The organism is Micromonospora sp. PRAS1, from assembly GCF_059553435.1.
The window spans coordinates 143,721-169,823 of sequence record NZ_JCANNB010000006.1; the positions used below are offsets into that span (position 1 = coordinate 143,721).

Genomic DNA, 26,103 nt, shown 5'->3' on the forward strand with positions numbered 1-26,103 from the left:
AGGTCATTTCTGGTTACCCTGAAGGTGCCGTCGGGAGACGGTCGCTGGCTGGGGGAGGCGGCGTCATGCAGCGTGCGACGAGAAGCGTGCTCGCGGCCCTCGCCGTGGGAGCGCTGCTCGCCGGGTGTGCCGGGTCCGGCGGGCTCGACGGCGACCTGGTCGACGACTGGGCGGCCCTGCCGCCGCCCGGCCCGTTCACCCCGGCCGCCGAGGTGTGTCACGAGGCGGACTTCGCCGCAGCGGTCTCCGTCACGGCGTACGCACCGGTCGACTGTGCCGCACCGCACCGGGTGGAGACCGTGCACGTCGGTTCCTTCGCCGGCGAGCCGGGCGAGCCGGGCGAGCCGCCCACCAGCGCGTCGACCGAGATGCGTACGGCGTTCTCCGATTGCGACAAGCGGGCCAGCGGCTATGTCGGCGACAGTTGGCAGGCCGGGCGGCTCCGCCTGGCGGTGGCGGTGCCGTCCGGGCCGGGCTGGGCAGCCGGGTCGCGGTGGTACCGCTGCGACCTGATGGAACTCACCACTGCCGACGTGGGGGCCGAGGTCGTGGTGCGTAGCGGCTCCCTGCGCGACGCCCTCCGCCCGCCCTCGGCGCTGCGGCTGGGTTGTCATCAGGCGAGCACCGACCGGAACCGGGTGGTGCAGGCCCTGGTCCCGGTGGACTGCGCCAAGCGGCACGACGCCGAGTTCGCCGGGGTGTGGCGGGCCCCCGACCGGCGCTACCCGACGCGCGGCACCGACTGGGCCCCGTTCTATGCCGGCTGCCGCTCGGTCCTCGCCCGCTTCGCCGGCGTACCGGACGACAACGCCCTGGCCTTCCGCAGCGACGTGGTGGTCCGACCGCCCAGTGCCGGCCGGTGGCGTGCCGGCGATCGGGGCGTCCGCTGCTATCTGTGGCTCAACGACCGGGCCGTGACCGGGTCGCTGAAGAACGCCGGGACGGCCGGCCTGCCGGTCCGGACGAAGTAGCGGCGAACCCCCGTTCCAGGCCGGGGCACCCGAGCCGAGATGGCCCCGGCCGCCCGAGCCGAGATCCCTTCGGGTTGACTGTGGGCATGGAGTCACCGACCAGCGGACTGCCGGCAGTGCCGAACCTGCTGGCCGCCCCGGCACCCGGCTGGGTGGAGAGCACCGATGTGATCGTGGTCGGCTCGGGGGTTGCCGGGCTGACCGCCGCGCTGCACCTGCGCGAGGCCGGACTGCACGTCACCGTGGTCACCAAGGTCAACATCGATGACGGCTCGACCCGGTGGGCGCAGGGCGGCGTCGCTGCGGTGCTCGACCCGGCGGACACCCCGGAGATGCACGCCTCCGACACCGAGATCGCCGGGGTCGGCCTCTGCGACCCGGCGGCGGTACGCGTCCTGGTGGCGGAGGGTCCCACCCGGCTGCGGGAGCTGATGCGCCTCGGTGCGGAGTTCGACCGCAACTCCGACGGTTCGTTGATGCTCACTCGGGAGGGTGGGCACCGGGCCGATCGCATCGTGCACGCCGGTGGGGACGCGACCGGGGCGGAGATCCAGCGGGCCCTGCACGAGGCGGTCCGCCGCGATCCATGGATCCGCCTGGTCGAGCACGCGTTGGTGCTGGATCTGCTCCGCGCTCCCGGCGACGGCCCCGATGGGCTCGGCCCGGCGTGCGGCGTCACCCTGCACGTCCTCGGTGAGGGCAGCGAGGACGGGGTCGGCGCGCTGCTGGCCCGGGCGGTGGTGCTGGCCACCGGCGGGATGGGCCAGATCTTCGCGGCGACCACCAATCCCGCGGTCTCCACCGGCGACGGCGTCGCACTGGCCATGCGGGCCGGAGCGGCCGTCACCGACGTGGAGTTCGTGCAGTTCCATCCGACCGCGTTGATCGTGCCGGAATCCGCCCGGGTGCCGGGTGCCGGGCACGCCCAGCAACCGCTTGTCTCGGAGGCGCTGCGGGGCGAGGGTGCGCATCTGGTGGACGCCGACGGCAAGCGGTTCATGCTCGGCCAGCACGAGCTGGCCGAGCTGGCACCGCGGGACGTGGTGGCCAAGGGCATCCACCGGGTACTGCTGGCCACCGGTGCCGACCACGTCTACCTCGATGCCCGCCACCTCGGCGGCGACTTCCTGGCTCGGCGCTTCCCCACAATCGTCGCCTCGTGCCTGGCCATCGGGGTCGACCCGGACACCGACCTGATCCCGGTCGCGCCGGCCGCGCACTACGCCTCCGGCGGGGTCCGCACCGACCTGCACGGCCGGACGTCCATCCCCGGCCTGTACGCCTGTGGTGAGGTCGCCTGCACCGGTGTCCACGGTGCGAACCGGCTGGCCAGCAATTCGCTGCTGGAAGGGCTGGTCTTCTCCCGGCGGATCGCCGACGACATCGCGTCCGGTCTGCCCGAGCAGGCCCGCCCGGCGGACACCGGGGCGTGGCGTGGGAGCGCCGGTTGGGTGGTGCCGGCCGCAGCCGTGCCGGCCCTGCAGCGGGCGATGACCCGGGGCGCCGGGGTGCTCCGCTCCGCCGTGACGCTCGGCGCGACCGCGGCCGAACTGGTCGAACTTGGCGCCGGGCGGGGCACTCCCCGCACCGCCGACTGGGAGGCCACCAACCTGCTCACGGTGGCGACGGCGCTGGTCACCGCCGCGTACGTCCGGCGGGAGACCCGGGGCTGCCACTGGCGGGAGGACTTCCCCACCGCCGACGAACGGTGGCGCGGCCACCTGGTTGGCGCGATCGGGACACAGGGCCGGTTGAGCACATGGTGGGAGGAGGCCCGATGAGCGAGGGAAGTGTCGGCCTGACGGCGGTTCGGCAGCGGGAGCTGCGTGAGGTCGGGCTCGATCCGGAGCAGGTGCGCCGCATCATCGAGAACGCCCTGGTCGAGGATCTCGGACCGGAGTTGCTCGACGTCACAAGCGTGGCGACCATCCCGGCGGGGCAGACCGACGCCGCCGACGTGGTGGCCCGGGCCGACGGTGTGGTGGCCGGGTTGGCCGTCGCCGCGGCCGTCTTCGAACTGACCGCCCGGTTGACCGGTACGGATCGTACGGTCGAGGTGTCGTTGTCGGCCCGCGACGGCGCGCGGGTGGCCCGGGGCGACGTGCTGGCCACGGTGACCGGCCCAACCCGGGCGCTGCTCACCGCCGAGCGGACCGCGCTCAACCTGCTCTGCCGGATGTCCGGGGTGGCCACCCACACCCGCGCCTGGGCGGACGCCTTGGCCGGTGGCAAGGCGATGGTCCTCGACACCCGCAAGACCACCCCGGGCCTACGGGCCCTGGAGAAGTACGCGGTCCGGGCGGGCGGCGGCACGAACAAGCGGATGGGTCTGCACGACGTCGCCATGATCAAGGACAACCACAAGTTCGCCGCGGGCGGTGTCGCCGCCGCCTACCGGCGGGTCCGGGAGGCGTTCCCGGACGTTCCGGTGCAGGTGGAGGTGGACACCCTCGCCGAGGCGGTGGAGGCGGTCGAGGCCGGCGCGAAGTTCCTGCTGCTGGACAACATGCCCCCGGCGGTGCTCACCGAGGTGGTGGCCGCGGTCGGCGACCGGGCCGAGTTGGAGGCGACCGGCGGGCTGACCCTGGCCGACGCCGCGGCGGTGGGCGCGACCGGCGTCGACTTCCTCTCCGTCGGGGCGCTTACCCACTCCTCGCCGATCCTGGACATCGCCCTGGACCTGCGTACGGAGTGAACCCGTAGGCTTCGGGCGTGCTGCTCTGCATCGACATCGGGAACACCAACACCGTGCTGGCGACCTTTGACGGCGACAAGCTGGTGCACTCCTGGCGGATCAAGACTGACGCCCGATCGACCGCCGACGAGCTTGGCCTGATGTTTCGTGGGCTGCTCGCCGGGGACGCCGTCGAGATCACCGGCGTCGCGGCCTGCTCGACAGTGCCGGCCGCGCTGCGTTCGCTGCGGACCATGCTGACCCGCTACTACGGAGAGCTGCCGAGCGTCATCGTGGAGCCCGGGGTACGCACCGGGGTGCAGTTGGCCATCGACAACCCGAAGGAGGTCGGTGCCGACCGGGTGGTGAACACGTTGGCCGCGTACACCCTCTACGGCGGGCCGTCGATCGTTGTCGACTTCGGCACCACCACCAACTTCGACGTGATCAGCGGCCGGGGCGAGTTCCTCGGTGGGGCGTTCGCGCCGGGCATCGAGATCTCCTTCGACGCGCTCGCCGCCCGCGCTGCCCAGCTGCGCAAGGTCGAGGCGACCCGGCCCCGCTCGGTGATCGGCAAGAACACCGTCGAGTGCCTCCAGGCCGGGCTCTACTTCGGCTTCGCCGGTCAGGTGGATCGGATCGTCGAGCGGATGGCGGCCGAGATGGGGGAGTTGAAGGCGGTGATCGCCACCGGCGGGTTGGCGTCGCTGGTACTCAACGAGTGCCGGACGATCACCCACCACGAGCCGATGATCACGCTGATCGGCCTGCGCATGGTCTACGAGCGGAACCTCTGACGCGGGCCTGCCCCGCCCCCGTCGATCTTGCACTTGCCGTCGCCACTATGCCTATTTTGTCCCAGTTCGACCCGACCAAGAGTGCAAGATCGCGGAGTGGCGCGAGCGGTCCAGCGTGCTGGTGCGTTGGTCCGTTCAGGTGCGTTGGGCGCGGGCTACCAGGGTGCGGTACGGGAGGGCGAGGGTGTCCCGACCGGTCAGGTCGGGGTGGGTGTCGAGGAGATGCTGGACTTTTCGATCGATGTCGGCCTGCCGTTCGCCGGTGGCGGTCAGGTAGTGGGAGCGGGTGCGGACCAGGCCCAGCAGGTCGGCGCGGGTCAGCGTGGTGGTGTGGGGGAACTCGGCCCACTCAGGCGGGGAGAAGGACGTCCCGAAGTCGGCGACGCTTTGCCGTAGGTGATCGAAGTTGTCTCCGAACTCGGCGATCCGACCCAGTTCGGAGACCCAGGCGACCCGATCGTCGCGTAGGTTCCAGATCGGGGCGAAAACGCCGCCGGGGCGCAGTACTCGGGCGATCTCCGGGTGGGCCGCTGACCGATCGAACCAGTGGTACGCCTGCCCGACGAGGACCGCGTCGGCGTACCCGTCGGGCAGCGGCATCGCCTCGGCGCTGCCGGCCAGCGCGGGTACGCCGGTGGTGACCGTGGCCAGGTGGGCCCGCATGCCAGGATCGGGTTCGACGGCCGTGACCTGGTGGCCCCTCAGGGCGAGCAGAGCGCGGGTGAGGATGCCGGTGCCGGCCGCGAGGTCGATCACCCGGGCCGCTGGGTCGGGTCGATGGGCGGGCTGCTCGGATGCCTGGACGTGCGGGTCGAGACCGGCGAGTGCCCAGCGGAGGGCGGCCTCCGGGTAGCGCGGCCGGAATCGGTCGTAATCGGAGGCCGCCGCACCGAAGGAGAGGGCCGCAGTGGGGTCGGTCATGCCGGGCAGAGTATCCGGTAACGGTCGCTCGGGGGCTTGAGTACGCTCGGGGCCTGACCCCGCCCGAATTCTCCCATCGAGGAAGCGTGCCGTGACCCAGCAGAGCCCCGTGCCAGTCGATCCCGCCGACGATCTTCCGGAGCAGATGAAGGTCCGCCGGGAGAAGCGGGAGCGGATGCTTGCCGACGGCGTGCAGCCGTACCCGGTCGGCTACCCGCGTACCAGCACGTTGGCGCAGGTGCGGTCGCGCTACGCCGACCTGCCCACCGACACCGCGACCGGCGATCACGTCGCGGTCACCGGCCGGGTGATCTTCGTCCGGAACACCGGCAAGCTCTGCTTCGCCACCCTGCGCGACGGCGACGGCACCGAGATTCAGGCGATGCTCTCGCTGGATCGCGTCGGTGCGGAGCGGCTGGAGGACTGGAAGCGCCTGGTCGACCTGGGTGACCTGGTGGGGATCACCGGTGAGGTGATCACCAGCCGCCGGGGTGAGCTGTCGGTGCTGGCCGAGCAGTGGGCCGTCACCGCAAAGGCGCTGCGTCCCCTGCCGGTGGCGCACAAGCCGCTGAGCGAGGAGGCTCGGGTCCGGCAGCGCTATGTCGACCTGATCGTGCGCCCGCAGGCGCGGCAGATGGTCCGTACCCGGGCCGCGGCGGTGCGCAGCCTGCGCGATTCACTGCACGGGCAGGGTTTCACCGAGGTGGAGACCCCGATGCTCCAGTTGCTGCACGGTGGTGCGGCGGCTCGGCCTTTCGTGACCCACAGCAATGCACTCGACACCGATCTGTATCTGCGAATCGCGCCGGAACTGTTTCTCAAGCGCGCTGTGGTCGGTGGGATCGAGCGGGTCTTCGAGATCAACCGCAACTTCCGTAATGAGGGGATCGACTCTTCGCACTCGCCCGAGTTCGCGATGCTGGAGGTGTACCAGGCGTACGGCGACTACGACACCATGGCCGAGTTGACCCGGAATCTCGTCCAGCAGGCGGCGCTCGCGGTCAGTGGCTCGACGGTGGTGACCCACGCCGACGGTCGCGAGTTCGATCTGGGCGGTGAGTGGCGCTCGGTGAGCCTGTTCGGGGTGCTTTCCGAGGCGCTCGGTGAGGAGGTCACGGTCCGCACCGACCGGGCCCGCCTGGTCGAGTACGCGGACAAGGTGGGCGTGTCCGTCGATCCCAAGTGGGGGGCGGGCAAGCTGGCCGAGGAGTTGTTCGAGGAGTTGGTCGTGCCGGGCCTGCAGGCACCCACGTTCGTGCGGGACTACCCGGAGGAGACCAGCCCACTTACCCGCGGGCATCGGAACGAGCCGGGTCTGGCCGAGAAGTGGGACCTTTACGTGCTCGGGTTCGAGCTGGCCACCGCGTACTCGGAGCTGGTCGACCCGGTGGTGCAGCGGGAACGGTTGGTCGCCCAGGCGCAGTTGGGCGCCCGCGGCGACGACGAGGCGATGCAGCTGGACGAGGACTTTCTCCGGGCGATGGAGTACGGAATGCCACCGACCGGTGGCATGGGAATGGGAATCGATCGACTCCTGATGGCGCTGACCGGCCTGGGAATTCGGGAAACCATCCTCTTCCCGTTGGTGCGCCCTGAGTAGTCAGTAGGAAACTTACCGGCTCGTTACCGCATCCTATTGACGCGGCAAGCATCGTACGGGTTATTCTGCTCTTGCAGTTGGCAGTAGTAGCCCTGCTCGAAAGGAATGTGGGACGTGGCCAAGCAGATTATTCACAAGCTGGTCGATGACCTGGACGGCGGGGACGCGGACGAGACCGTCAAGTTCGCGCTCGATGGCGTCCAGTACGAGATCGACCTGTCGAGTTCGAACGCCGAGAAATTGCGTGACGTATTCGCCCAGTACGTCGCCCACGGGACCAAGGTCGGTCGGGGTGGCGTGGTCGTCGGTGGCCGGGCGGCGCGCGGTCGAGGCGGCGCGACCGCCGACCGGGAGCAGAACAAGGCCATCCGGGCCTGGGCGCGCAAGGCGGGCAAGGACATCTCCGACCGGGGTCGGATCCCGCAGGAAATCGTCGACGAGTACCACGCCAAGGCCGGTCACTGACTCGGCTCTGCGCCAGCAACGATGCCGGCCCGGGGACGTCCCCGGGCCGGCATCGCCGTCTTCGGGGCGGATGTGCCGCTTTGTCCCATGCCTGGTCGCAGTCGGGACTATCTGCCGTGGGTCGGGCGTTGTCCACAGCCGGTGGATGAGTTGTCCACAACCTGTGGATGGCGTCGAAGGGGACGCCGTCCGCCCGCTGGGAGCGCTCCGTGCGGTCTCCCGGCGGTCTGCGGTTGCCGACCGAATTTCGCTCTGCGCGTACAGCAGCCACGCCCGGAACAGCCGTTGAGCGTGGAGGGTTGTGCAAAACGACGCGTACCGGGCCTCCGGCACAGACACACGAGGTCAGCCGAGTCGGTTCGCGGCGATAGAGTAATAAGGCGCGGACGCCCGTCCCGGGCGCTCGCGTATCCGGCCCCGCCGAGAGTCTTGACCACCAAGATCGAGTGCGCACGGCACGTGAGGAGCACGAGGGCATGTTCGAGCGGTTCACCGACCGAGCGCGACGGGTTGTCGTCCTGGCCCAGGAAGAGGCCCGGATGCTCAACCACAACTACATCGGTACGGAACACATCCTGTTGGGCCTGATCCACGAGGGTGAGGGCGTCGCGGCCAAGGCCCTGGAGAGCCTCGGGATCTCGCTGGAGGGCGTCCGCCAGCAGGTGGAGGAGATCATCGGCCAGGGCCAGCAGGCGCCGAGCGGGCACATCCCGTTCACGCCGCGGGCCAAGAAGGTGCTGGAGCTGTCGCTGCGCGAGGCGCTTCAGCTCGGCCACAACTACATCGGCACGGAGCACATCCTGCTCGGTCTGATCCGCGAGGGTGAGGGCGTCGCCGCCCAGGTGCTGGTCAAACTCGGCGCCGACCTCAACCGGGTCCGCCAGCAGGTGATCCAGCTGCTCTCCGGCTACCAGGGCAAGGAGCCGGCCGCGGCGGGCACCGCGCCGGGCGAGGCCGCGCCGTCGACCAGCCTGGTGCTGGACCAGTTCGGCCGGAACCTGACCCAGGCGGCCCGCGAGGGCAAGCTCGACCCGGTGATCGGGCGCGAGAAGGAGATCGAGCGGGTGATGCAGGTGCTCTCCCGCCGGACGAAGAACAACCCGGTCCTGATCGGTGAGCCCGGTGTCGGTAAGACCGCCGTGGTGGAGGGGCTGTCCCAGAAGATCATCAAGGGCGAGGTGCCCGAGACGCTCAAGGACAAGCAGCTCTACACGCTCGATCTGGGCGCGCTGGTGGCCGGCTCCCGCTACCGCGGTGACTTCGAGGAGCGCCTGAAGAAGGTGCTCAAGGAGATCCGCACCCGGGGCGACATCATCCTGTTCATCGACGAGATCCACACGCTGGTGGGCGCGGGCGCCGCCGAGGGCGCGATCGACGCGGCGAGCATCCTCAAGCCGATGCTGGCCCGTGGCGAGCTGCAGACCATCGGCGCGACCACCCTCGACGAATACCGCAAGCACCTGGAGAAGGACGCCGCGCTGGAGCGCCGCTTCCAGCCGATCCAGGTGGGTGAGCCGTCGCTGGCCCACACCATCGAGATCCTCAAGGGCCTGCGGGACCGCTACGAGGCGCACCACCGGGTGAGCATCACCGACGCCGCGCTGGTGGCGGCGGCGACGCTTGCCGACCGGTACATCTCCGACCGGTTCCTGCCGGACAAGGCGATCGACCTGATCGACGAGGCCGGCGCCCGGATGCGGATCCGCCGGATGACCGCGCCGCCAGACCTGCGCGACTTCGACGAGCGCATCGCCCAGGTGCGCCGCGACAAGGAGTCCGCGATCGACGCGCAGGACTTCGAGCGCGCCGCCCAGCTGCGTGACAAGGAGAAGCAGCTCCTTGGCCAGAAGGCGCAGCGGGAGAAGGAGTGGAAGGCCGGTGACCTGGACGTCGTCAGCGAGGTCGACGACGAGCAGATCGCCGAGGTGCTGGGCAACTGGACGGGCATCCCGGTCTACAAGCTGACCGAGGAGGAGACCTCGCGCCTGCTGCGCATGGAGGACGAGCTGCACAAGCGCGTCATCGGCCAGGAGGATGCGGTCAAGGCGGTCTCGAAGGCGATCCGGCGTACGCGGGCCGGCCTGAAGGACCCGAAGCGCCCCTCCGGCTCGTTCATCTTCGCCGGCCCGTCGGGTGTGGGTAAGACCGAGCTGTCCAAGGCGCTCGCCGAGTTCCTGTTCGGCAGCGAGGACGCCCTCATCCAGCTGGACATGTCCGAGTTCCACGACCGGTACACGGTGTCCCGCCTGGTCGGTGCCCCGCCCGGATACGTCGGCTACGACGAGGGCGGCCAGCTGACCGAGAAGGTGCGCCGTCGGCCGTTCTCGGTGGTCCTCTTCGACGAGATCGAGAAGGCCCACCCGGACGTGTTCAACACGCTGCTCCAGATCCTGGAGGACGGGCGGCTCACCGACGGCCAGGGCCGGATCGTGGACTTCAAGAACACGGTCATCATCCTGACCACCAACCTCGGTACCCGGGACGTGGCCAAGGCGGTCTCGATCGGCTTCCAGGCGTCGGAGGACTCCGAGTCCAACTACGAGCGGATGAAGCAGAAGGTCAACGACGAGCTGAAGCAGCACTTCCGGCCCGAGTTCCTGAACCGGATCGACGACACCATCGTCTTCCACCAGCTGCGCCAGAACGAGATCCTGTCGATCGTCGACATCATGATCTCCCGCATCGAGACCCAGCTGCGCAACAAGGACATGGGCCTGGAGCTGACCGACAACGCCAAGAAGTACCTGGCGACCAAGGGCTTCGACCCGGTGCTGGGCGCGCGGCCGCTGCGCCGCACGATCCAGCGCGACATCGAGGACAACCTCTCCGAGCGGATCCTCTTCAACGAGCTGACCCCGGGTCAGATCGTCGTGGTGGACTGCGAGGGCGACCCGAACAACATCGACAAGTCCAAGCTCGTCTTCCGGGGCTCCGACCGGCCGGTCGAGGTGCCGGACGCGGTCCCGGCCGAGCTCGGCGGCAGCACGGCCGCCGCGTCCGCGGACGAACAGGCAAGCTGATTCACACCTCGGCGGCCCGGTGGCATCTGCCACCGGGCCGCCGTCGTCTGCGCCGGCGAAGCACTCCACCGAGCAGGTAGGCGGTCAGCGGGGCCGGCGGGTCAGTTGATCAGTGGGGCCGGCGGTCCGTCGCCGATCAGGCGGAACGACGTCTCGCCGACCGGCTCGACCAGTCCGTCGGTGACCAGACCGGCCAACGCCCGGGCCCGCTGCACGTCGTCCGTCCAGACCTGGTCCAGCCGCTGCTGCGGCACCGGCCCGGTCGCCTCCCGCAGCAGTCCGAGCAGCAGCCCGCGTACCTGGCGATCGGTGCCCGCGTAACGCTGCGGCCGGCGGGTGGGACCGGCCGGGGCCACCTGCCCCGAGGCCCGCCAGGCGCAGGTCGTCTCGACCGGGCATGCGCCGCAGCGCGGGGCACGGGCGGTGCAGATCACCGCGCCCAGTTCCATGATGGCGGCGCTGGCGAGCGCGGCGGCGGCCGGCTCGACGGGCAGGAGTTCCTCGGTGGCGACCAGATCGGCGGGCCGGGTCGCCGGCCCGGCGTCCGGTTCGCCGGCCACCGCTCGACAGACCACCCGGCGTACGTTGGTGTCGACAACGGGATGCCGCTGGCCGTACGCGAAGGCCGCCACCGCCCGCGCGGTGTAGGTGCCGACGCCCGGCAGGGCGAGCAACTGCTCCAACCGGTCCGGCACGGTCCCGCCGTGCCGTTGGACGATGGCGACCGCGCACTCCCGCAGCCGTACCGCCCGACGCGGATAACCGAGCCGTCCCCACATCCGGATCGCCTCGGCCGGACTCTCCTCGGCCAGTGCGGCCGGCGTCGGCCAGCGCTCCAGCCACGCCTGCCAGGCGGGTACCACCCGGGCCACCGGAGTCTGCTGGAGCATGACCTCGCTGACCAGGATCGCCCACGCGCTCACGCCGGGCCGGCGCCACGGCAGGTCCCGGGCGTGCTGCTCGTACCACCGGCTCACTCGTCCGGCGAATGTCGGTTCTGTCATCGCGCCGCCGATGATGTCACGCGCCACGGTCCCGTTGCGTGGACGGTACGGTCGGGCCGTCGTCGTCGGCCTACGTGGATCAGGGAGAATGCCCGGATGAACGAGCTTGCGATCACCGTCATCGGCCGGGACCGGCCCGGCATCGTGGCCGACGTCGCCGAGGTGCTCGCCCGGCTCGGAGCCAACCTCACCGACAGCACGATGACCCGGCTACGGGGGCACTTCGCGATGACCCTGATCTGCGTCGGGCCGGCCGCCGCCGAGGTCGAGGCCGCGTTGGCCCCGCTCGCAGCCGACAGCCAACTGGTGGCGACGGTACGCGGCGTGACGCATGACGGCGAGACGGCACCGGCCGGCGAGCCGTACGTGATGGCGGTGCACGGCGCGGACCGGATGGGCATCGTGGCGGCGATGACGCGGGTGTTGACGGATGCCGGCGGCAACGTCACCGACCTGAGCACCCGGCTGGCCGGCTCGCTCTACGTGGTGGTCGCCGAGGTCGACCTGCCGCCCGGTGCGGCCACTCCGCTCGCCGGCCGGCTGGCCGAGGCCGCTGCCGAGTTGGGCGTCGAGGTCACTCTCCGGCCGGCCGAACCGGATCTGCTGTGACCGGGCACCGGGACGGGTCTGACCTGACCCAGCAGACGGAGACGTACGCGGGCCTCGGCGACTGGACGCCGGAGACGGTGGGTGCCGGTCGGGTGCTGCCGGTGGTCTCCGCCCCGGAGGCGGTGCTCAGCCGAGCCGGTGTGGAGGTCGACCCGACCGCCGCTGAGACCGTGCAACTGGCGGCCGACCTGATCGCCACGATGCGGGTGTCACCCGGCTGCGTCGGCCTGGCCGCCCCCCAGGTGGGCGTCGGCGCGCAGGTGTTCGCGGTGAACGTGTCCGGGCACGCCAAGGCGGTGACCGTGCACGGCACGTTCGCGCTCTGCAACGCCCGCGTGGTCGAGGCGACCCGGTGGAAGACGGGCCGGGAGGGGTGCATGTCGGTGCCGGACCTGACCGGTGACGTCAAGCGCGCGAGTCGACTGGTGGTCGAGGGGGCGCTGCCCGGCAGCGGCGAGACCGTACGCCTGGTGACGGATGGTTTCGAGGCACGTGCCTTGCAACACGAGATCGACCACTGCACCGGCCTGCTCTTCCTGGACCGGGTGGCCGGTGCGCACGCGATCTACCAGCGCAAGGTCTATCTCTGAACCGACCGTACCGACACCCTAGGTAACTGTCCGGGCGGACGTCGGTGTGGGGGGCGGCGCGGACTGTCGAGAATGGAGGATCTACTCCGATGGGTCCTGGACGCTCCGGCGCGTCGCTACCGTCCGTCGCACCCACCGCCGCTACCGTGGGGGCATCATGCGTCTGACGGTCGGCCCCCTGCCTCCTGCCGTGTACTGGCGGCGTCGCGCCGTTGTACTCGGCGCGGTCCTGCTCTTCCTGGTCGTTCTGGTCTACTCGTGCAACGGGCCGCGTAGCGGCAACGACGCGACCGGCGACGGCCAGCCCGATCCGGGCGTGTCGTCGGGCACCCCGGAGCCCTCCGGTTCGGTGCTGACCCCGCAGACCGGTTCGCCCCCGTCGGGTGACGCCGGTGCCGGCCCGGACGGCGGAGCCAGCCCTGGCGGCGGGACCGGTCCGGACGGCGGGACTGGTCCGGACGGCGGAGCCGGGCCGGCCACACCGTCGGCGGGGACGACCACCGAGCCGAACCTCGGCAACGACGCACCGGCGCGGCCGGTGGCCGACGACGGTGCCTGCACGGACGCCGAACTCTCGGTGACCGCCGTGGCCCTGCCCGCCCAGGTCGTCCGTGGTGCCGCCGTCGACCTGCACCTGAAGATCCGCAACCGGTCCGAGCGGACGTGCAGCCGGGACGTCGGCGCGACCGCGCAGGAGCTGTACATCAAGTCCGGTGCCGAGGTGATCTGGTCATCGGACACCTGCGGCACCGCCGCCGGCTCGGACGTGCAGTCGTTCACCTCCGGGTTCGAACGCTCCTACCGGGTGGGTTGGAACGGCAAGGACAGCAGCCGGTGCGTCGACGGACTGGCGAACGGGCCCACGCCACCCGCCGGCACGTACGAGGTCTTCGCCCGGGTGGGCACCAAGCGGAGCCAGCCGGTGAAGCTCGTGCTCACCGACTGAGCAGGCCGGGTCAGACGTACCGTTCGAGGATTGACGCCTCGGCGAGCCGGGACAGCCCCTCGCGTACGCCCCGGGCCCGCGCGTCGCCGACGCCCTCGACCGTCTGCAGGTCCTCCACGGTGGCGCCGAGCAGGCGCTGGAGGCTGCCGAAGTGCATCACCAGCCGGTCCACCACGGACACCGGTAGCCGGGGCACCTTGGCCAGCAGCCGGAACCCGCGCGGACTCACCGCCGCGTCCAGGGCGTCCGAGGCGGCCGGGTAGCCGATCGCCTTGGCCACCGAGACCAGGTCGATCAGCTCGGTGGCGCTGAGCAGGTCCAGCTCGACCAGGGCCTCGTCCAGGGTGCGCGACTTGCGCCCGCTGGGCAGGTAGTCCCGGATGACCAGGGTGCGGTCGGCGTCCACACCGGCCATCAGCTCGTCCAGTTGCAGGGCGAGCAGCCGACCGTCGGTGCCCAGCTCGACCACGTAGCCGGCGATCTCGTCGGCGATCCGGCGGACCATCTCCAGCCGCTGCACCACGGCCACCGCGTCGCGTACGGTGACCAGATCCTCGATCTCCAGTGCGGAGAGCGTGCCGGAGACCTCGTCCAGCCGGAGCTTGTAGCGTTCCAGGGTGGCCAGCGCCTGGTTGGCCCGGGACAGGATGGCGGCCGAGTCGTCAAGCACGTGCCGCTGGCCGTTGACGTAGAGGCTGATGATCCGCATCGACTGGCTGACCGAGATCACCGGGTAGCCGGTCTGCCGGGCGACCCGCTCCGCGGTGCGGTGCCGGGTGCCGGACTCCTCGGTCGGGATGGTGGGGTCGGGCATGAGGTGCACCGCTGCCCGGACGATCCGGGTGCCGTCGCTGGAGAGCACCACCGCGCCGTCCATCTTGCACAGCTCGCGGATCCGGGTCGAGGAGAACTCGACGTCCAGCGGGAAACCTCCGGTGCACAGCCCTTCCACGACCTTGTCGTAACCGAGGACGATCAGCGCACCCGTCCGGCCGCGCAGGATCCGCTCCAGGCCGTCGCGCAGCGCGGTGCCGGGTGCCATCAGAGCCAGGTTGGCGCGCAGCGGGTCGCCGGCGCTGCCGCCGCCGGTCACGCTGATGCTGATCGGACGGGCGGGCGAGCCCACGGCACCGGTGCGGGCGTGGGGTGTCGCGCCGGCAGGCTTGGTGGTATCGCGATCGACTGGCACGGGCACAGTCTACGGACTGCCCTGCGTTGGGTGCTGTCGCGGTTACTGTGATGTGTCACGATGCCACCCCTCGACCAGTCTCGGGTGGATCACCCGAGAGATGGCTTTTCTTCCCGTTCACTCCGCTGACGCCCGGGCCACGGCCTGCAACGCCGAACGGACGTCGTTGACCTCGATCACCCGAAGTTGCTCGGGACCGGCGCCGGTGCTCGCCGGGCCACAACCGGGTGGCACCAGAGCCAGCCGGAAGCCGAGCCGGGCCGCCTCGGAGAGCCGGCGGGGCACCGCACCCACCCGGCGTACCTCGCCGGTCAGGCCGACCTCGCCGATCGCCACCAGGTTGGGCGCGATCGCCAGGTTCAGGCCGCCGGAGGCGACGGCGAGGGCGACCGCGAGGTCGGCGGCCGGCTCCACCACCCGGATGCCGCCGACGGTGGCCGCGAAGACCTCCCGGTCGTGCAGGGTGAGCCGTTCGGTCCGGCGCTGAAGCACCGCCAGCACCATCGCCAACCGGGCCGAGTCCAGCCCGGAGACCGTACGCCGGGGCGAGCCGGCCACCGTCGCGCCGATCAGTGCCTGCACCTCGGTCACAAGTGCCCGGCGCCCCTCCATCGCCACCGTCACGCAGGTGCCCGGCACCGGCTCCGAGTAGCGGGTCAGGAAGAGCCCGGACGGGTCGGCGAGGCTGCTGATGCCTCCCTCGTGCATCTCGAAGCAGCCCACCTCGTCGGCGGCGCCGAACCGGTTCTTGACCCCGCGCACCATCCGCAACGAGGAATGCTTGTCGCCCTCGAAGTGCAGCACCACGTCGACCAGGTGCTCCAGCACCCGGGGACCGGCCACCTGGCCGTCCTTGGTGACGTGGCCGACCAGCACGGTGGCGATCCCGCGCTCCTTGGCCACCGCGACGAGCGCGGCGGTGACCGCCCGGACCTGGGTCACCCCGCCCGGCACCCCCTCGGTGCCGGTGGTGGAGATGGTCTGCACCGAGTCGAGCACCAGCAGGCCGGGCTTGACCGCGTCGAGGTGGCCGAGCACCGCCGCTAGGTCGCTCTCGGCGGCCAGGTAGAGCTGGTCGTGCAGGGTGCCCATCCGCTCGGCGCGTAGCCGCACCTGGCTGACCGACTCCTCGCCGCTGACCACAAGCGAAGGGCTGCCCGCACCGGCGGCCCACTGCTGGGCGACGTCGAGCAGCAGGGTGGACTTGCCCACCCCCGGCTCACCGGCGAGCAGGACGACCGCCCCGGGCACCAGCCCGCCGCCGAGCACCCGGTCCAGCTCGCTGACCCCGGTGGGTCGGGCTCGGGCCGGTGCCGCGCTGATGGTGGCGATCGGCCGGGCCGGCTCGGCCGGCATCCGGGAACTCACCACCCGGCCGGAGATGGTAGGGCCGGTGAGGGTGCACTCGACCACCGAACCCCACTCGCCGCACTCGGGGCAGCGCCCCACCCACTTCGGGGGTTGGTGGCCGCAGGCGTCGCATTCGTACGCGGGCCGGGGCTCGCGGGCGGCGGCCTTGCCACGCCCGCCGCCGGTGCCCCGGGCCGAGGTCGATCGGGAGATGCTCACCCGATGGACGCTAACCCCCGGGTACGACGACGGCGCCGCCGGCCTGGTTCACCAGGCCGGCGGCGCCGTCGAAAGACCGTGGAAGACCCGGCTCAGTGGCCGCCTTCGCCCTCGTACTCCGTGTGCCGCTCGATGATCGGCGACGGCGGCGGGGCCGGGGAGAGCGGTACGGCGATCGGTGCCGGGCTGGTGATGGTGTCGCCACCGCCGAAGTCGAAGCTCAGCGTGAGGTTCTGTCCCGGGAGCAGGGCCGAGTTCAGCCCGACGAGTTGGAGCACCCGCTCGCCCTGGGCGTTCAGTTGCACGTAGCTCAGCGGCGGGATCTCGATCCGGGCCGGCCCGGCGGCCGGGGACTCGGTCGGGGTGGCCTCGGGCGACGGCGACCCCTCGGGCGAGGGCGACTCGCCTGCGTCGGGCGTGCCCTCCGGCGACGGCGAAGCGGTCGGCGTGGCGGATCCGGTGGGCGACGGGCTGGTCGCGGCGCTGACCGTGGTGATCACCACCTCGCGGGCGTCCGGCGAGCTGACGGTGACCGTGACCGGGTCGCGTGAGTCGTTGTAGAAGAGGGCGTTGAGCACCGCGTTGTCGCCGGCCTGGTAACCCTCGACACCGGGGTAGGCGACCAGTACGCCCCGCACGCCGTACGTGCCCGCCTCGGCCTGGAGGTCGATGCCCTGGATCGACGGCACCTTGTTGGCCGTCTCGGAGATCTGGCCGGCGCCGCACCCGGACAGCAGCAACAGCGCGGCTGCCGTCGCGATCCCGGGCAGCAGCACGGCAGCCCGCCGGGAACCCCTGATCGAGCGCGTCACGTCGGTCCTCCTCGTCACGATCACGCCCGGCTACGCCGCCGGACCCGCTGGCCATACCCGCGCAGACCGGGCTCCAGGGTAGTTGGCGCTGATCGTGGCCCGCACGCCGACCCTGTGCGGCTACCCGACGGGGTTGGGCTCAGACCAGTCGACCGCTCGCCACCAGCAGCACGACATCGATCAGGGCCACCAGCATCGCCGCTCGGAACACGGTCACCGGTCGGCTGCCCGCCCGGTCGGCTCGCCGGCCGGACCGCCAGGCCAGCGACAAGATCACGACGGCGGCTCCGGCCGCCGCCAGCCCGATGCCCGACGGCGGGCCCGGTGGCCCGAGCACCAACGTGGCAGTGGCCGCGATCAGCAGGCCGGTCGCGGCGAGCCGGCTGCCGGTCGGCCCCAGCCGGTGTGGCAGCCCGTGCACCCCGGTCCGCGCGTCGTCGGCGAAGTCGGGCAGCACGTTTGCGAAGTGTGCGCCCGCGCCGAGCATGGCGGCGGCGGCGACCAGCCAGGCCGGTGGCAGCGGCGCGCCGGGCAGTGCCGACACCACGAAGGCGGGCAGCGCACCGAAGGAGATCGCGTACGGCAGTACCGAGATCGGCGTCGACTTGAGTGGCCAGTCGTAGAGCAGCGCCGAGAGCAGACCGACGACCGCCCAGAGCGCGGCTATCGGATTCGTGGTCAGGGCGAACGTCACGGTGGCACCGGCGGCCAGCACCGCCGCCACCGCCACGGTGCGCCGGCCGACTGTGCCGGCGGCCACCGGCTTGTCGGTACGCCCCACCAGGGCGTCCCGGTCGGCGTCGAGCAGATCGTTGGTCCACCCGACCGTGAACTGGCTGGCCGCCACGGTGAGCGCCACCACGGTGATGCCGCCGCCCCGGTGCCCGACGCCGGCCGCGAGTAGGGCGGCCACCACGGTGACGGCCGCGGTCGGCTCCGGATGGCTTGCCCTGACCAGCCCTAACACCGTGGACGACATAACGGAAGTCTGGTCGTTACCGGGGAGTCGTGCCACGCTCGGAGCCATGCGTGACGCCGGTCTCCACCTGCCTCGCAACGATCCGCGCCAGTACGACGAGCTGGCCGGCGAATGGTGGCGGCCGGACGGTGCGTTCGCCATGCTGCACTGGCTGGCCGAGGCGCGGGCGGCCATGGTGCCCCCGGCGAAGCGGCCCGGCGCACTCCTGGTCGACCTCGGCTGCGGTGCCGGACTGCTCGCTCCGCACCTGGCCGGCAAGGGTTACCGGCACGTGGGGGTGGACCTGACCCGGTCGGCGCTGGCCCAGGCCGCCGCGCACGGCGTCACGGTGGTCAACGGCGACGCCACGGCGGTACCGCTGACCGACGGCTGCGCCGACGTGGTGGCCGCCGGTGAGCTGCTGGAACACGTTCCGGACTGGCGTGCCGCGGTGGCCGAGGCGTGCCGGTTGCTGCGCCCCGGCGGTCTGTTGGTGTTGGACACCCTCAACGACACCGCACTGAGCCGGCTGGTCGCCGTCCGGATCGCCGAGCGGCTACCCACCGTGCCACGGGGCATCCATGATCCACGGTTGTTCGTGGACGACCGGGAACTGGTGGCCGAATGCGGCCGGCACGGGGTGGCGCTGCGGGTGCGGGGCGTCCGACCCGGCGTACCGGGGCTGCTGCGCTGGCTGCTCCGCCAGGCCCGGGGTGGGCGGACGCCCGTCGGCCGGACGCCGCGCATCGTGCCGACGCGGTCGAGGGCCGTGCTCTACCAGGGCCGGGGGGTACGCGGCGGATAGTGGATCCCGCTGGGGGTATGGAGATGGCGACGAGGGGATTCGGATGAGCGAGCAGGACGGCCGGATCGTGAACCGGCCTGGGCCGGAGGTCGCCCGCAGGTTGGCGCCCCGGCTGGCGGCCCGGGCCACCGAGCATGACCGGGACGGCTCGTTCCCGGCCGACGACTTCACCGACCTGCGCGACGCCGGGCTGTTCGGGCTGATGGTCCCCGCCGAGTTGGGTGGTGCTGGCGCCACCTTCGCCGAGTACGCGGCCGTCGCCACCGAGCTGGCCCGGGGCAACGGCGCCACCGCGCTGGTGTTCAACATGCACGCCTCGGTCACCGGCGCGCTCGGCGCGGTCACCGAGGAACTGGCCGAGGCGCTCGGCGTACCGGACGAGGCGCTGGCCGCCCGCGACCGGTTGCTGCGGGCGGCGGCGGAGGGGGCGTGGTACGCCGTCGCGATGAGCGAGCGCGGTGCCGGCGCCCGGCTCTCCCAACTCGCCACGGTCTACCAGCCGGTCGAGGGCGGCTGGCGGATCAAGGGCAGCAAGACCTTCTGCTCCGGCGCCGGCCACGCCGACGGATACCTGGTGGCCGCCCGTAGCGCCGACGACCCGTCGGTGGTCTCGCAGTTCCTGGTCCCGGCGGGCGAGGGCCTCACCGTCGAGCCGACCTGGGACTCGCTCGGCATGCGCGCCACCGCCTCGCACGACCTGCACCTGGACGTGACGGTGCCGGCCGATCGGCTGCTCGGTGGCGTGGAGGGGCTGGCCCTGGTGGTCGCCCAGCTCATGCCGCACTGGCTGGTGGCGAGCTACGCCGCCGTCTACGTCGGAGTCGCCCGGGCCTCGATCGACGCGGCGGCGGAGCACCTGAACGCGCGCAACCTCGCCGCGCTGCCGGCGGTCCGCGCCCGGCTCGGCCGGGCCGACGCCGCAGCGGCGGCGGCGCAGCTGACGGTGGCCGAGGCGGCCCGCCGGGTGGACGAGGCTCCGGGTGACCCGGAGACCAACCGATGGGTGTGGCGGGCCAAGCTGCTGGCCGGCACCACCGCTGCGGAGGTGGCCGCGTCCATGCTGGAGGCGGCGGGCACCTCCGCCACCCGGCGCGGTCACCCGCTGGAGCGCCTCTACCGGGACGCCCGATGCGGGTCGCTGCACCCGGCCACCTCCGACGTCTGCGCCGACTGGCTCGGGATCGCCGCGCTCGGCGGTGACCCGGACCGCGACGGAGCGGCCCCTCGTTGGTGACCGTGAGAAGTCCGAGCGAGAGGAAGGTGGGACCGTGTCCGTACCGGTGATCGCGGGCGTGGGCGCGGCTCTACCGCCCGCCGCCGACCAGAAGGAACTCTGGGAGAAGTTCTTCTCCCGGCACTACTCCGGCACCACCCGGAGCCTCGCTCAGCGGATCTTCGCGAACTCGGGGGTCACCCGGCGGCAGTCGGCGGTCAACCCGTTGCTCGAGGACGTCTCCGACTGGCCGACCGAACGGCGGATGCGTCGTTACCAGGTCGAGGCGTTGCCGTTGGGCAAGGAGGCCGTGGGCCGGGCACTCACCGCCGCAGGCCTGGCCGCCGGTGACATCGGGCTCTTCGTGGTCTGCTCCTGCACCGGGTACGCGACGCCCGGGTTGGACATCCTGCTCGCCCGGGACCTGGGCATGGCCCCGTCGACGCAGCGGATGTTCGTCGGCCACATGGGCTGCTACGCGGCCCTGCCTGGGCTGGGCGCGGTCGGTGACTTCGTCACGGCGCGGGGGCGTCCGGCGTTGCTGCTCTGCGCGGAGCTGACCAGCCTGCACCTCCAGCCTTCCTCGGCGCGGGTGGACACCCAGCAGATCGTCTCCCACGCGCTCTTCTCGGACGCCGCGGTCGCCGCCGTGGTCGTTCCGGGCGGTCGGGGGTACGCGCTGCGCGAGGTCACGTCCGTGACCGACACCTCCACCGCCGATCACATGACCTGGGACGTGACCGACACCGGTTTCCGGATGGGACTGTCGCCGAAGGTGCCACAGGTGTTGTCGACGCACGTCCAGGGCCTGGTCGACGACCTGCTGGCCCGGCACGGCACCGACGTGTCCGGGGTGGACGGCTGGGCGGTGCATCCGGGCGGCCCGCGCATCCTCAACGTGGTGGAACGTGAACTTGGCCTGGCGCCGACGGCGCTGGCCGCGTCGAGGCAGACCCTGGACGAGCACGGGAACTGCTCATCCCCGACGGTGTTGCTGATCCTCGACCGGCTCATCCGGGCCGCGCCGGCGGCCCGTCGAGTGGTGATGTTGGCCTTCGGGCCGGGGCTGACCCTCTACGCGGCGCTGCTGGAACGGCAGCCGTGACCCTCCGGCCGCTATACGCTTGATGTTATGGACGTCGATGGCTCCGACCGGCTGCGAAGCGCCCTGCTCGCCGCCGTCGGCGTGGCGGCACTGCTCCTCGCGGGCTGGTGGTGGCGGGCCGGATCCCCGGCCGATCCACCGCCGGGAACCTGGGTGGTGACCGGGATCGGGCCGGACGGATCGTCGCGGCTCGCCGGGGTGTGGCGGGTGGACCCGGCCACGGGTGACGTGGTCGCGGTGGCCCCGAGGGGGGACGCCGATCGGCAGGAGGAGGCGGCGGGCGCGGAGTTGCGGTTGGACGGGGACGCCGGCGCTGGCGTCGGCTCGGGCTACGGCTATCCGGGTGGGCGCAGCGAAGGCGACCGGAACACGCTGTGGGCGGAGCGTACGACCCTGCACCCGGGGGAGGCGCTGCTCCGGCAGGCGCCGCTCGCGCGCGGTGAGTCGCGGCTGCTGCGTTTCAGTTGCACCGGGCCGGGCGAGTTGCTGGTGATTGCCGCCGGTGCCCGGGCCGCGGATCCGATGACCGTCGGCTGCGACGGGGCGGTGGCGACAGTGGAGATCACCGGAACCGGTGGGCCGGCCGGGGTGTCCTTCTCACCGGCCGGGGCGGCTCCGGTGGAGTTGGTGGCTCGGCTGACCCGGGGGTGAGCACCCTCAGCCGGCCAGCCGGATCAGTTCGGCGTGGTAGTCGGAGACCGAGCCCACCTCGGATACCACCAGGACGACCCGGCCGGTGCGATCGGCGAGCAGAGCGGTGACGCGCTCCGGACTGGCTGGCACGTGCAGGAACGCGCGCAGCCCGCCGGTCGGGTCGGCTAGGGCGCGGACCTCGGTGCCGGCCGGTGCTGGGCGCGGGGTGGCGGTGGCGACGGTGATCACGTTGACCCCCTCGGGTGCGGCGAGTGCGGTCTCGGTGACCAGGTCCGGGCAGGGGCAGTCCTCCATGAGCAGCACCACCGCCGGCAGTAGTCCGCGTAGCGGCACCGGGGACTGCCCGGCGTCGACCAGATCGAGGGCGGGTAGCGCGCGACCGGTCAGCTGCGCCGGTGTCGGTTCGGGGCGGTCGGCGACCGGCCCCGGGGAGCGACCGGAGCGGGGCCAGGTGGCGGTGAGCAGGCCGGCGGCGGTGGTGACCACCGCGATCAGCAACACCAGCACGGGTACGCCGGGCGGCCGCCAGCGGCGGGGGCGGGCGGCGCGGCGGCGCAGTTCGCGACGGACCAACTCGGCCTCGTCGGCCAGCGCGGAGGCGTCGTCCGGTACGACCACCCGGCCCCATTCGGGAGGCAGGTCCGGTAGCCCGGGACCGTCGGCGTCAGCCTTGCCCATCACGACCCCCTGGAACCTCGCGGGCGCGGAGAGGCCCGCTCCTCCAGCGTCCCGCACCTCGCCCGGTACCGCTACCGCTGCCCACACTCGGGTACGGCGAGATACCATGGAATGGGTGCGTGGCCCCTGATCGCCCAGCTGATCTCGACTTCTCCGTCGGCCGTGCCAGCGGGTCATCCCGAGGTTACGGAGAGTGTTCGAACCATCGACTTGGCCGGCTGTCAAGCCGAAGAAATACCTCTCACAGGGCCCCTGAGCTGCGCCAACGGTCAGGACAGTGGTGAGACATCGGTGCCTGAGCGTGTTACCCTAGACACAGCGAAAGGGGTTTCGAACCTATGGTTTTCAGTGTCGGCGAGACCGTTGTTTACCCCCACCACGGGGCCGCACTCATCGAGGCAATCGAGACTCGGGTCATAAAGGGCGAGCCCAAGCAGTACCTCGTCCTGAGGGTCGCGCAGGGTGACCTGACGGTCCGGGTGCCAGCCGAGAACGCCGAGATCGTGGGTGTGCGCGAGGTGGTTGGTGAAGAGGGCCTGGGCAAGGTCTTCGACGTTCTCCGGGCTCCGCACACCGAGGAGCCGACCAACTGGTCGCGGCGTTACAAGGCAAATCTGGAGAAGCTGGCCTCCGGCAACCCGCTGAAGGTGGCCGAGGTCGTCCGCGACCTGTGGCGCCGGGAGCGGGAGCGGGGGCTTTCCGCGGGCGAGAAGCGCATGCTCGCCAAGGCCCGCGACATTCTCGTCGGCGAGGTGGCGCTGGCGGAGAAGAGCACCAAGGACGAGGCGGAGACGCTGCTCGACAAGGTGCTCACCGAGGCCTAGTCCGCAGAGCATCGTCGTACCCACTTCGTAGCGAAGAAACCATCGAGGACCGCGACGTGACCGCGCAGCTCAATCCGCGCGGTGACGTCGCGGTCCTCGTGCCTGCGGCCGGTGCCGGGGTACGCCTCGGTCCCGGCCGGCCGAAGGCCCTGCGCCTGCTGGCCGGGGAGCCGCTCCTGGTGCACACGCTCCGCCGGCTGGCCGCCGCCGAATCGGTGCACACCATCGTGGTGGCGGCACCGGTCGGGGAGGTTTCCGCCGTGCATCACCTGCTTGCGCCGATCGCCCCGGTCATCGTGGTGCCCGGTGGCGCGGACCGGCAGGACTCGGTCGCTGCGGCGCTCGCCGCCGTGCCGGCGGGACCCGACATCGTGTTGGTGCACGACGCGGCCCGCGCGCTCACCCCGCCGGAGCTGGTGGAGTCGGTGGCCGCCGCGGTCCGGGCGGGGCACGACGCGGTGATTCCCGTGCTGCCGGTCGTCGACACGATCAAGGAGGTCGACGCGGGCGGCACGGTGCTCGGCACGGTCGACCGTGCCGCCCTGCGGGCCGTGCAGACCCCGCAGGGCTTTCGCCGATCGGTGCTCGCCGCCGCGCACGCCGCCGCCGGCTCCGCGCTCACCGACGACGCCGGGCTGGTGGAGAAGCAGGGCGTACCGGTCTTCTGCGTACCCGGCTCGGAGCACGCCCTGAAGATCACCCGGCCCTTCGACCTGGCCCTGGCCGAGCACCTGCTGGTGACCGGTCGATGACGCGTACCCTCGGTTCATGATCGTTCCTCGGGTGGCCATCGGCACGGACGTGCACGCCTTCGAGACCGGGCGGCCGTGCTGGGTGGCCGGGCTGCACTGGCCGGGCCAGGACGGTCTGGCCGGGCACTCCGACGCCGACGTGGCCGCCCATGCCGCCTGCAACGCGCTGCTCTCCGCCGCCGGTCTCGGTGACCTCGGCGCCAACTTCGGGGTCGACCAACCCGAGTGGTCCGGGGCGAGCGGTCAGGCGCTGCTGACCGAGTCCGCGCGCCGGGTGCGCGCCGCCGGTTTCACAATCGGCAACGTGTCGGTACAGGTCGTCGGCGTACGGCCCAAGATCGGCCCGCGGCGCGAGGAGGCCCAGCGGGTGCTCTCCGCGGCGGTCGGCGCGCCGGTCACCCTCTCCGCCGCCACAACGGACGGCCTGGGCTTCACCGGTCGCGGTGAGGGGCTCGCCGGGATCGCGGTGGCCCTGGTGTACGAGCAGCCGAGCGCCTAGGCTCGCGCGATGCCCGCCGACGTCCCCGCTGACTCCTCCGCCGACGGCTACCTCCAGCGCGCCACGCTCCTCGCCGAGCTGGGGCGCTACGACGAGGCGGCAACCGAACTCGGTTTCGCCCTAGCCCTCGATCCGTCCGCCGTCGACACGCTGATCATGCTCGCCCGGGTGCACCTGGCGGCCGGGCGACCCGCCGAGGCGCTGGCCGCGGCCGAGTCCGCCGTCGCCGCCGGGCCGGGGCGGGTACCCCCGCTCGTCGTCCGTGGCCTGGCCCTGGGCGACCTCGAACGGTACGCCGAGGCCGCCCGGACCGCCGACGAGATCCTGGCGTTGGGACCTCAGGACGCGTACGCCCAGCGCAGCGCGGCGGCGATCCTGGCCGGCTCGCGTAACGGGCAGCCGGCACTGAACGCGGCCTGGCACGGGGTGGAGTTGGCTCCCGAGGAGCCGCAGGCGCACCTGGTGCTCGGCCTGGTCGCGGCCAACATGCGGATGTTCGACCTGGCTGAGCGGGCATACCGGGAGGCGCTGCGGCTGGACCCGCGCCTGGCCGAGGCGACCGAGGACGTCGGGGTGCTGCGGCTGGAGCAACGCCGGTGGAGCGCGACGCTTGAGCAACTGGCGGAAGCGGCGGTGGCGAGCATGCCGTCGGCCGACCCGAGCAACCGCGACACGACGCGGAACGAACCGCCCCGCCCGGACGGTCCCCCGGAGGACCCGAGCCGACCGGAGGCGGACCGGCGCCCGCTCGACGAACCCCGACCGGATTCGCCCTGGCCCGGCTCCTCGCAGGGCGGCGTGCCCGGGTCGGGTGTGTCCCGGGATGACGGGTCGGGGTCGGGTGTGTCCCGGGATGGTGTGTCCGGGCCGGGTGGCGCTGGCTCGGAGCCGCCGGCCTGGCCGGCCGGGGACCGACCTGCCGACGGGCATCTGACCGGATCCGAGAGGAGCGCGGATCGGGAGTCTCCAAGTGCGGCCGGTCCGTACGGCGTCGGTGGGACCGGCGCTGGGCCGTTCGGGGCGGGTGGGACTGGTGCCGGCCCGTTCGGGGCGGGTGGAACCGGTGCCGGGCCGTTCGGGGCGGGTGGAACCGGTGCCGGCCCGTTCGACCCCGGGCACCCCGGTATGGGGCCGGTGACGGATCGGGCCGTCCCGGCCGCACTGCGGCAGTTGGTGGTCTGGGGTACCGGCTGGTCGGTGGTGTCGGCGGTGCTGGTGGCCTGCACGGCTGCCACCGGTCCCGGCTTCTCCCGTTTCATCGCCCTGCTGGCTGCACTCGGCGGCGGGATCGTGGTCTGGCGGCAGGCGTCGCGGCTGCCCGGCCTGACCCGGACGGTCCTGCCGGTGCTGCGGCGTACCGACCGCACGCTCGCCCTGGCCGTCTACGCCGCCTGCGCGGCACCCGCGCTGGTCCTGCTCTACGCCCTCTTCGGCACCCCGTGGCCGCT

General features: G+C 72.1%; 24 protein-coding genes and 1 pseudogene. 18 read left to right on the plus strand and 7 right to left on the minus strand.

Annotation, left to right across the window (positions count from 1 at the left end):
• The first annotated feature begins 65 nt into the window (after positions 1 to 65).
• From AC507J_RS08335 to AC507J_RS08350, 4 genes are all read left to right on the plus strand, one after another.
• Positions 66 to 971 (plus strand): septum formation family protein, encoded by a 906-nt coding sequence (locus AC507J_RS08335; RefSeq protein ID WP_496288481.1) that lies wholly within the window; start codon positions 66 to 68, stop codon positions 969 to 971.
• Positions 972 to 1,057: 86 nt separating this feature from the next.
• Positions 1,058 to 2,752 carry an L-aspartate oxidase gene (locus AC507J_RS08340; protein ID WP_496288482.1) on the plus strand — a complete coding sequence of 565 codons (1,695 nt, stop codon included), beginning with the start codon at positions 1,058 to 1,060 and terminating at the stop codon, positions 2,750 to 2,752.
• Positions 2,749 to 3,666 carry a carboxylating nicotinate-nucleotide diphosphorylase gene (gene nadC, locus AC507J_RS08345; protein ID WP_496288483.1) on the plus strand — a complete coding sequence of 306 codons (918 nt, stop codon included), beginning with the start codon at positions 2,749 to 2,751 and terminating at the stop codon, positions 3,664 to 3,666. The genes AC507J_RS08340 and nadC overlap by 4 nt, the downstream gene beginning before the upstream one ends.
• A gap of 17 nt (positions 3,667 to 3,683) precedes the next feature.
• On the plus strand, positions 3,684 to 4,442 hold the full coding sequence (locus AC507J_RS08350) for a type III pantothenate kinase (RefSeq protein WP_309222398.1): 759 nt from the start codon (positions 3,684 to 3,686) through the stop codon (positions 4,440 to 4,442).
• A gap of 135 nt (positions 4,443 to 4,577) precedes the next feature.
• On the opposite strand, the gene AC507J_RS08355 is transcribed toward AC507J_RS08350, so the two are convergent.
• Positions 4,578 to 5,363 (minus strand): class I SAM-dependent methyltransferase, encoded by a 786-nt coding sequence (locus AC507J_RS08355; RefSeq protein ID WP_496288484.1) that lies wholly within the window; start codon positions 5,361 to 5,363, stop codon positions 4,578 to 4,580.
• A gap of 91 nt (positions 5,364 to 5,454) precedes the next feature.
• Here AC507J_RS08355 and lysS point away from each other — a divergent pair, with 91 nt between their 5' ends.
• From lysS to AC507J_RS08370, 3 genes are all read left to right on the plus strand, one after another.
• A complete protein-coding gene (gene lysS, locus AC507J_RS08360) occupies positions 5,455 to 6,963 on the plus strand; it encodes a lysine--tRNA ligase (RefSeq protein ID WP_496288485.1) in 1,509 nt (502 codons plus the stop codon).
• 114 nt (positions 6,964 to 7,077) lie between these two features.
• Positions 7,078 to 7,428: a histone-like nucleoid-structuring protein Lsr2 gene (locus tag AC507J_RS08365; protein ID WP_496288486.1), complete on the plus strand. Its 351-nt coding sequence runs from the start codon at positions 7,078 to 7,080 to the stop codon at positions 7,426 to 7,428.
• Positions 7,429 to 7,904: 476 nt separating this feature from the next.
• The gene (locus AC507J_RS08370) at positions 7,905 to 10,448 is read left to right on the plus strand and encodes an ATP-dependent Clp protease ATP-binding subunit (protein ID WP_496288549.1); all 2,544 of its coding nucleotides are present in this window, start codon (positions 7,905 to 7,907) and stop codon (positions 10,446 to 10,448) included.
• 101 nt (positions 10,449 to 10,549) lie between these two features.
• Here AC507J_RS08370 and AC507J_RS08375 read toward each other — a convergent pair whose 3' ends face one another.
• On the minus strand, positions 10,550 to 11,452 hold the full coding sequence (locus tag AC507J_RS08375; RefSeq protein ID WP_496288487.1) for an HhH-GPD family protein: 903 nt from the start codon (positions 11,450 to 11,452) through the stop codon (positions 10,550 to 10,552).
• Positions 11,453 to 11,548: 96 nt separating this feature from the next.
• Between AC507J_RS08375 and AC507J_RS08380 the strand changes: the two genes are divergently transcribed.
• The 3 genes from AC507J_RS08380 to AC507J_RS08390 all read left to right on the plus strand — a co-directional run bounded on the left by AC507J_RS08380 (position 11,549) and on the right by AC507J_RS08390 (position 13,597).
• Complete coding sequence (locus tag AC507J_RS08380; RefSeq protein WP_496288488.1) at positions 11,549 to 12,061, plus strand: glycine cleavage system transcriptional repressor; 513 nt, start codon at positions 11,549 to 11,551, stop codon at positions 12,059 to 12,061.
• Positions 12,062 to 12,084: 23 nt separating this feature from the next.
• The gene (locus AC507J_RS08385; RefSeq protein ID WP_496288550.1) at positions 12,085 to 12,651 is read left to right on the plus strand and encodes a peptide deformylase; all 567 of its coding nucleotides are present in this window, start codon (positions 12,085 to 12,087) and stop codon (positions 12,649 to 12,651) included.
• Between the two features lie 157 nt (positions 12,652 to 12,808).
• Positions 12,809 to 13,597, plus strand: coding sequence for a hypothetical protein (locus AC507J_RS08390; protein ID WP_496288489.1), 789 nt, complete (start codon positions 12,809 to 12,811; stop codon positions 13,595 to 13,597).
• A 10-nt stretch (positions 13,598 to 13,607) separates the two neighbouring features.
• Here the strand turns inward: AC507J_RS08390 and disA are convergent, their stop codons facing one another.
• From disA to AC507J_RS08410, 4 genes are all read right to left on the minus strand, one after another.
• The gene (disA, locus tag AC507J_RS08395) at positions 13,608 to 14,786 is read right to left on the minus strand and encodes a DNA integrity scanning diadenylate cyclase DisA (RefSeq protein WP_496288490.1); all 1,179 of its coding nucleotides are present in this window, start codon (positions 14,784 to 14,786) and stop codon (positions 13,608 to 13,610) included.
• A gap of 117 nt (positions 14,787 to 14,903) precedes the next feature.
• Positions 14,904 to 16,355 (minus strand): DNA repair protein RadA, encoded by a 1,452-nt coding sequence (gene radA / locus AC507J_RS08400; protein ID WP_496288491.1) that lies wholly within the window; start codon positions 16,353 to 16,355, stop codon positions 14,904 to 14,906.
• 92 nt (positions 16,356 to 16,447) lie between these two features.
• Positions 16,448 to 17,167 (minus strand): hypothetical protein, encoded by a 720-nt coding sequence (locus AC507J_RS08405; protein ID WP_496288492.1) that lies wholly within the window; start codon positions 17,165 to 17,167, stop codon positions 16,448 to 16,450.
• Positions 17,168 to 17,306: 139 nt separating this feature from the next.
• Positions 17,307 to 18,194 carry a UbiA family prenyltransferase gene (locus AC507J_RS08410; RefSeq protein ID WP_496288493.1) on the minus strand — a complete coding sequence of 296 codons (888 nt, stop codon included), beginning with the start codon at positions 18,192 to 18,194 and terminating at the stop codon, positions 17,307 to 17,309.
• On the opposite strand from AC507J_RS08410, the gene AC507J_RS08415 reads away from it, so the two are divergent.
• The 4 genes from AC507J_RS08415 to AC507J_RS08430 are packed head-to-tail and all read left to right on the plus strand — an operon-like array spanning position 18,193 to position 21,899.
• Positions 18,193 to 18,930 (plus strand): methyltransferase domain-containing protein, encoded by a 738-nt coding sequence (locus AC507J_RS08415; protein ID WP_496288494.1) that lies wholly within the window; start codon positions 18,193 to 18,195, stop codon positions 18,928 to 18,930. The two genes, AC507J_RS08410 and AC507J_RS08415, sit on opposite strands and share 2 nt — an antisense overlap.
• Positions 18,931 to 18,973: 43 nt before the next feature.
• Complete coding sequence (locus AC507J_RS08420) at positions 18,974 to 20,164, plus strand: acyl-CoA dehydrogenase family protein (RefSeq protein ID WP_496288495.1); 1,191 nt, start codon at positions 18,974 to 18,976, stop codon at positions 20,162 to 20,164.
• A 34-nt stretch (positions 20,165 to 20,198) separates the two neighbouring features.
• Positions 20,199 to 21,248 carry a type III polyketide synthase gene (locus AC507J_RS08425; protein WP_496288496.1) on the plus strand — a complete coding sequence of 350 codons (1,050 nt, stop codon included), beginning with the start codon at positions 20,199 to 20,201 and terminating at the stop codon, positions 21,246 to 21,248.
• A gap of 27 nt (positions 21,249 to 21,275) precedes the next feature.
• Positions 21,276 to 21,899 (plus strand): hypothetical protein, encoded by a 624-nt coding sequence (locus AC507J_RS08430; protein ID WP_496288497.1) that lies wholly within the window; start codon positions 21,276 to 21,278, stop codon positions 21,897 to 21,899.
• A gap of 6 nt (positions 21,900 to 21,905) precedes the next feature.
• On the opposite strand, the gene AC507J_RS08435 is transcribed toward AC507J_RS08430, so the two are convergent.
• Complete coding sequence (locus tag AC507J_RS08435) at positions 21,906 to 22,580, minus strand: hypothetical protein (protein ID WP_496288498.1); 675 nt, start codon at positions 22,578 to 22,580, stop codon at positions 21,906 to 21,908.
• Between the two features lie 338 nt (positions 22,581 to 22,918).
• Here AC507J_RS08435 and AC507J_RS08440 point away from each other — a divergent pair, with 338 nt between their 5' ends.
• The 4 genes and pseudogenes from AC507J_RS08440 to AC507J_RS08455 form a co-directional block, all read left to right on the plus strand.
• A complete protein-coding gene (locus AC507J_RS08440; RefSeq protein ID WP_007073334.1) occupies positions 22,919 to 23,404 on the plus strand; it encodes a CarD family transcriptional regulator in 486 nt (161 codons plus the stop codon).
• 56 nt (positions 23,405 to 23,460) lie between these two features.
• Positions 23,461 to 24,156: a 2-C-methyl-D-erythritol 4-phosphate cytidylyltransferase gene (ispD, locus tag AC507J_RS08445; RefSeq protein WP_496288499.1), complete on the plus strand. Its 696-nt coding sequence runs from the start codon at positions 23,461 to 23,463 to the stop codon at positions 24,154 to 24,156.
• 16 nt (positions 24,157 to 24,172) lie between these two features.
• Positions 24,173 to 24,655, plus strand: coding sequence for a 2-C-methyl-D-erythritol 2,4-cyclodiphosphate synthase (gene ispF / locus AC507J_RS08450; protein WP_496288500.1), 483 nt, complete (start codon positions 24,173 to 24,175; stop codon positions 24,653 to 24,655).
• 9 nt (positions 24,656 to 24,664) lie between these two features.
• Positions 24,665 to 25,297: pseudogene (locus tag AC507J_RS08455) on the plus strand (tetratricopeptide repeat protein); the annotation flags it as partial.
• Positions 25,298 to 26,103: the final 806 nt, after the last annotated feature.

Bases quoted from the DNA above. Each gene is read 5' to 3' on its own strand.
- AC507J_RS08335 (WP_496288481.1), top strand. From the start codon at position 66: ATGCAGCGTGCGACGAGAAGCGTGCTCGCGGCCCTCGCCGTGGGAGCG.
- AC507J_RS08340 (WP_496288482.1), top strand. From the start codon at position 1,058: ATGGAGTCACCGACCAGCGGACTGCCGGCAGTGCCGAACCTGCTGGCC.
- nadC (WP_496288483.1), top strand. From the start codon at position 2,749: ATGAGCGAGGGAAGTGTCGGCCTGACGGCGGTTCGGCAGCGGGAGCTG.
- AC507J_RS08355 (WP_496288484.1), bottom strand. From the start codon at position 5,363: ATGACCGACCCCACTGCGGCCCTCTCCTTCGGTGCGGCGGCCTCCGAT.
- AC507J_RS08370 (WP_496288549.1), top strand. From the start codon at position 7,905: ATGTTCGAGCGGTTCACCGACCGAGCGCGACGGGTTGTCGTCCTGGCC.
- AC507J_RS08375 (WP_496288487.1), bottom strand. From the start codon at position 11,452: ATGACAGAACCGACATTCGCCGGACGAGTGAGCCGGTGGTACGAGCAG.
- AC507J_RS08380 (WP_496288488.1), top strand. From the start codon at position 11,549: ATGAACGAGCTTGCGATCACCGTCATCGGCCGGGACCGGCCCGGCATC.
- AC507J_RS08390 (WP_496288489.1), top strand. From the start codon at position 12,809: ATGCGTCTGACGGTCGGCCCCCTGCCTCCTGCCGTGTACTGGCGGCGT.
- AC507J_RS08415 (WP_496288494.1), top strand. From the start codon at position 18,193: ATGCGTGACGCCGGTCTCCACCTGCCTCGCAACGATCCGCGCCAGTAC.
- AC507J_RS08410 (WP_496288493.1), bottom strand. From the start codon at position 18,194: ATGGCTCCGAGCGTGGCACGACTCCCCGGTAACGACCAGACTTCCGTT.
- AC507J_RS08420 (WP_496288495.1), top strand. From the start codon at position 18,974: ATGAGCGAGCAGGACGGCCGGATCGTGAACCGGCCTGGGCCGGAGGTC.
- AC507J_RS08430 (WP_496288497.1), top strand. From the start codon at position 21,276: ATGGACGTCGATGGCTCCGACCGGCTGCGAAGCGCCCTGCTCGCCGCC.
- AC507J_RS08435 (WP_496288498.1), bottom strand. From the start codon at position 22,580: ATGGGCAAGGCTGACGCCGACGGTCCCGGGCTACCGGACCTGCCTCCC.
- AC507J_RS08440 (WP_007073334.1), top strand. From the start codon at position 22,919: ATGGTTTTCAGTGTCGGCGAGACCGTTGTTTACCCCCACCACGGGGCC.
- ispF (WP_496288500.1), top strand. From the start codon at position 24,173: ATGATCGTTCCTCGGGTGGCCATCGGCACGGACGTGCACGCCTTCGAG.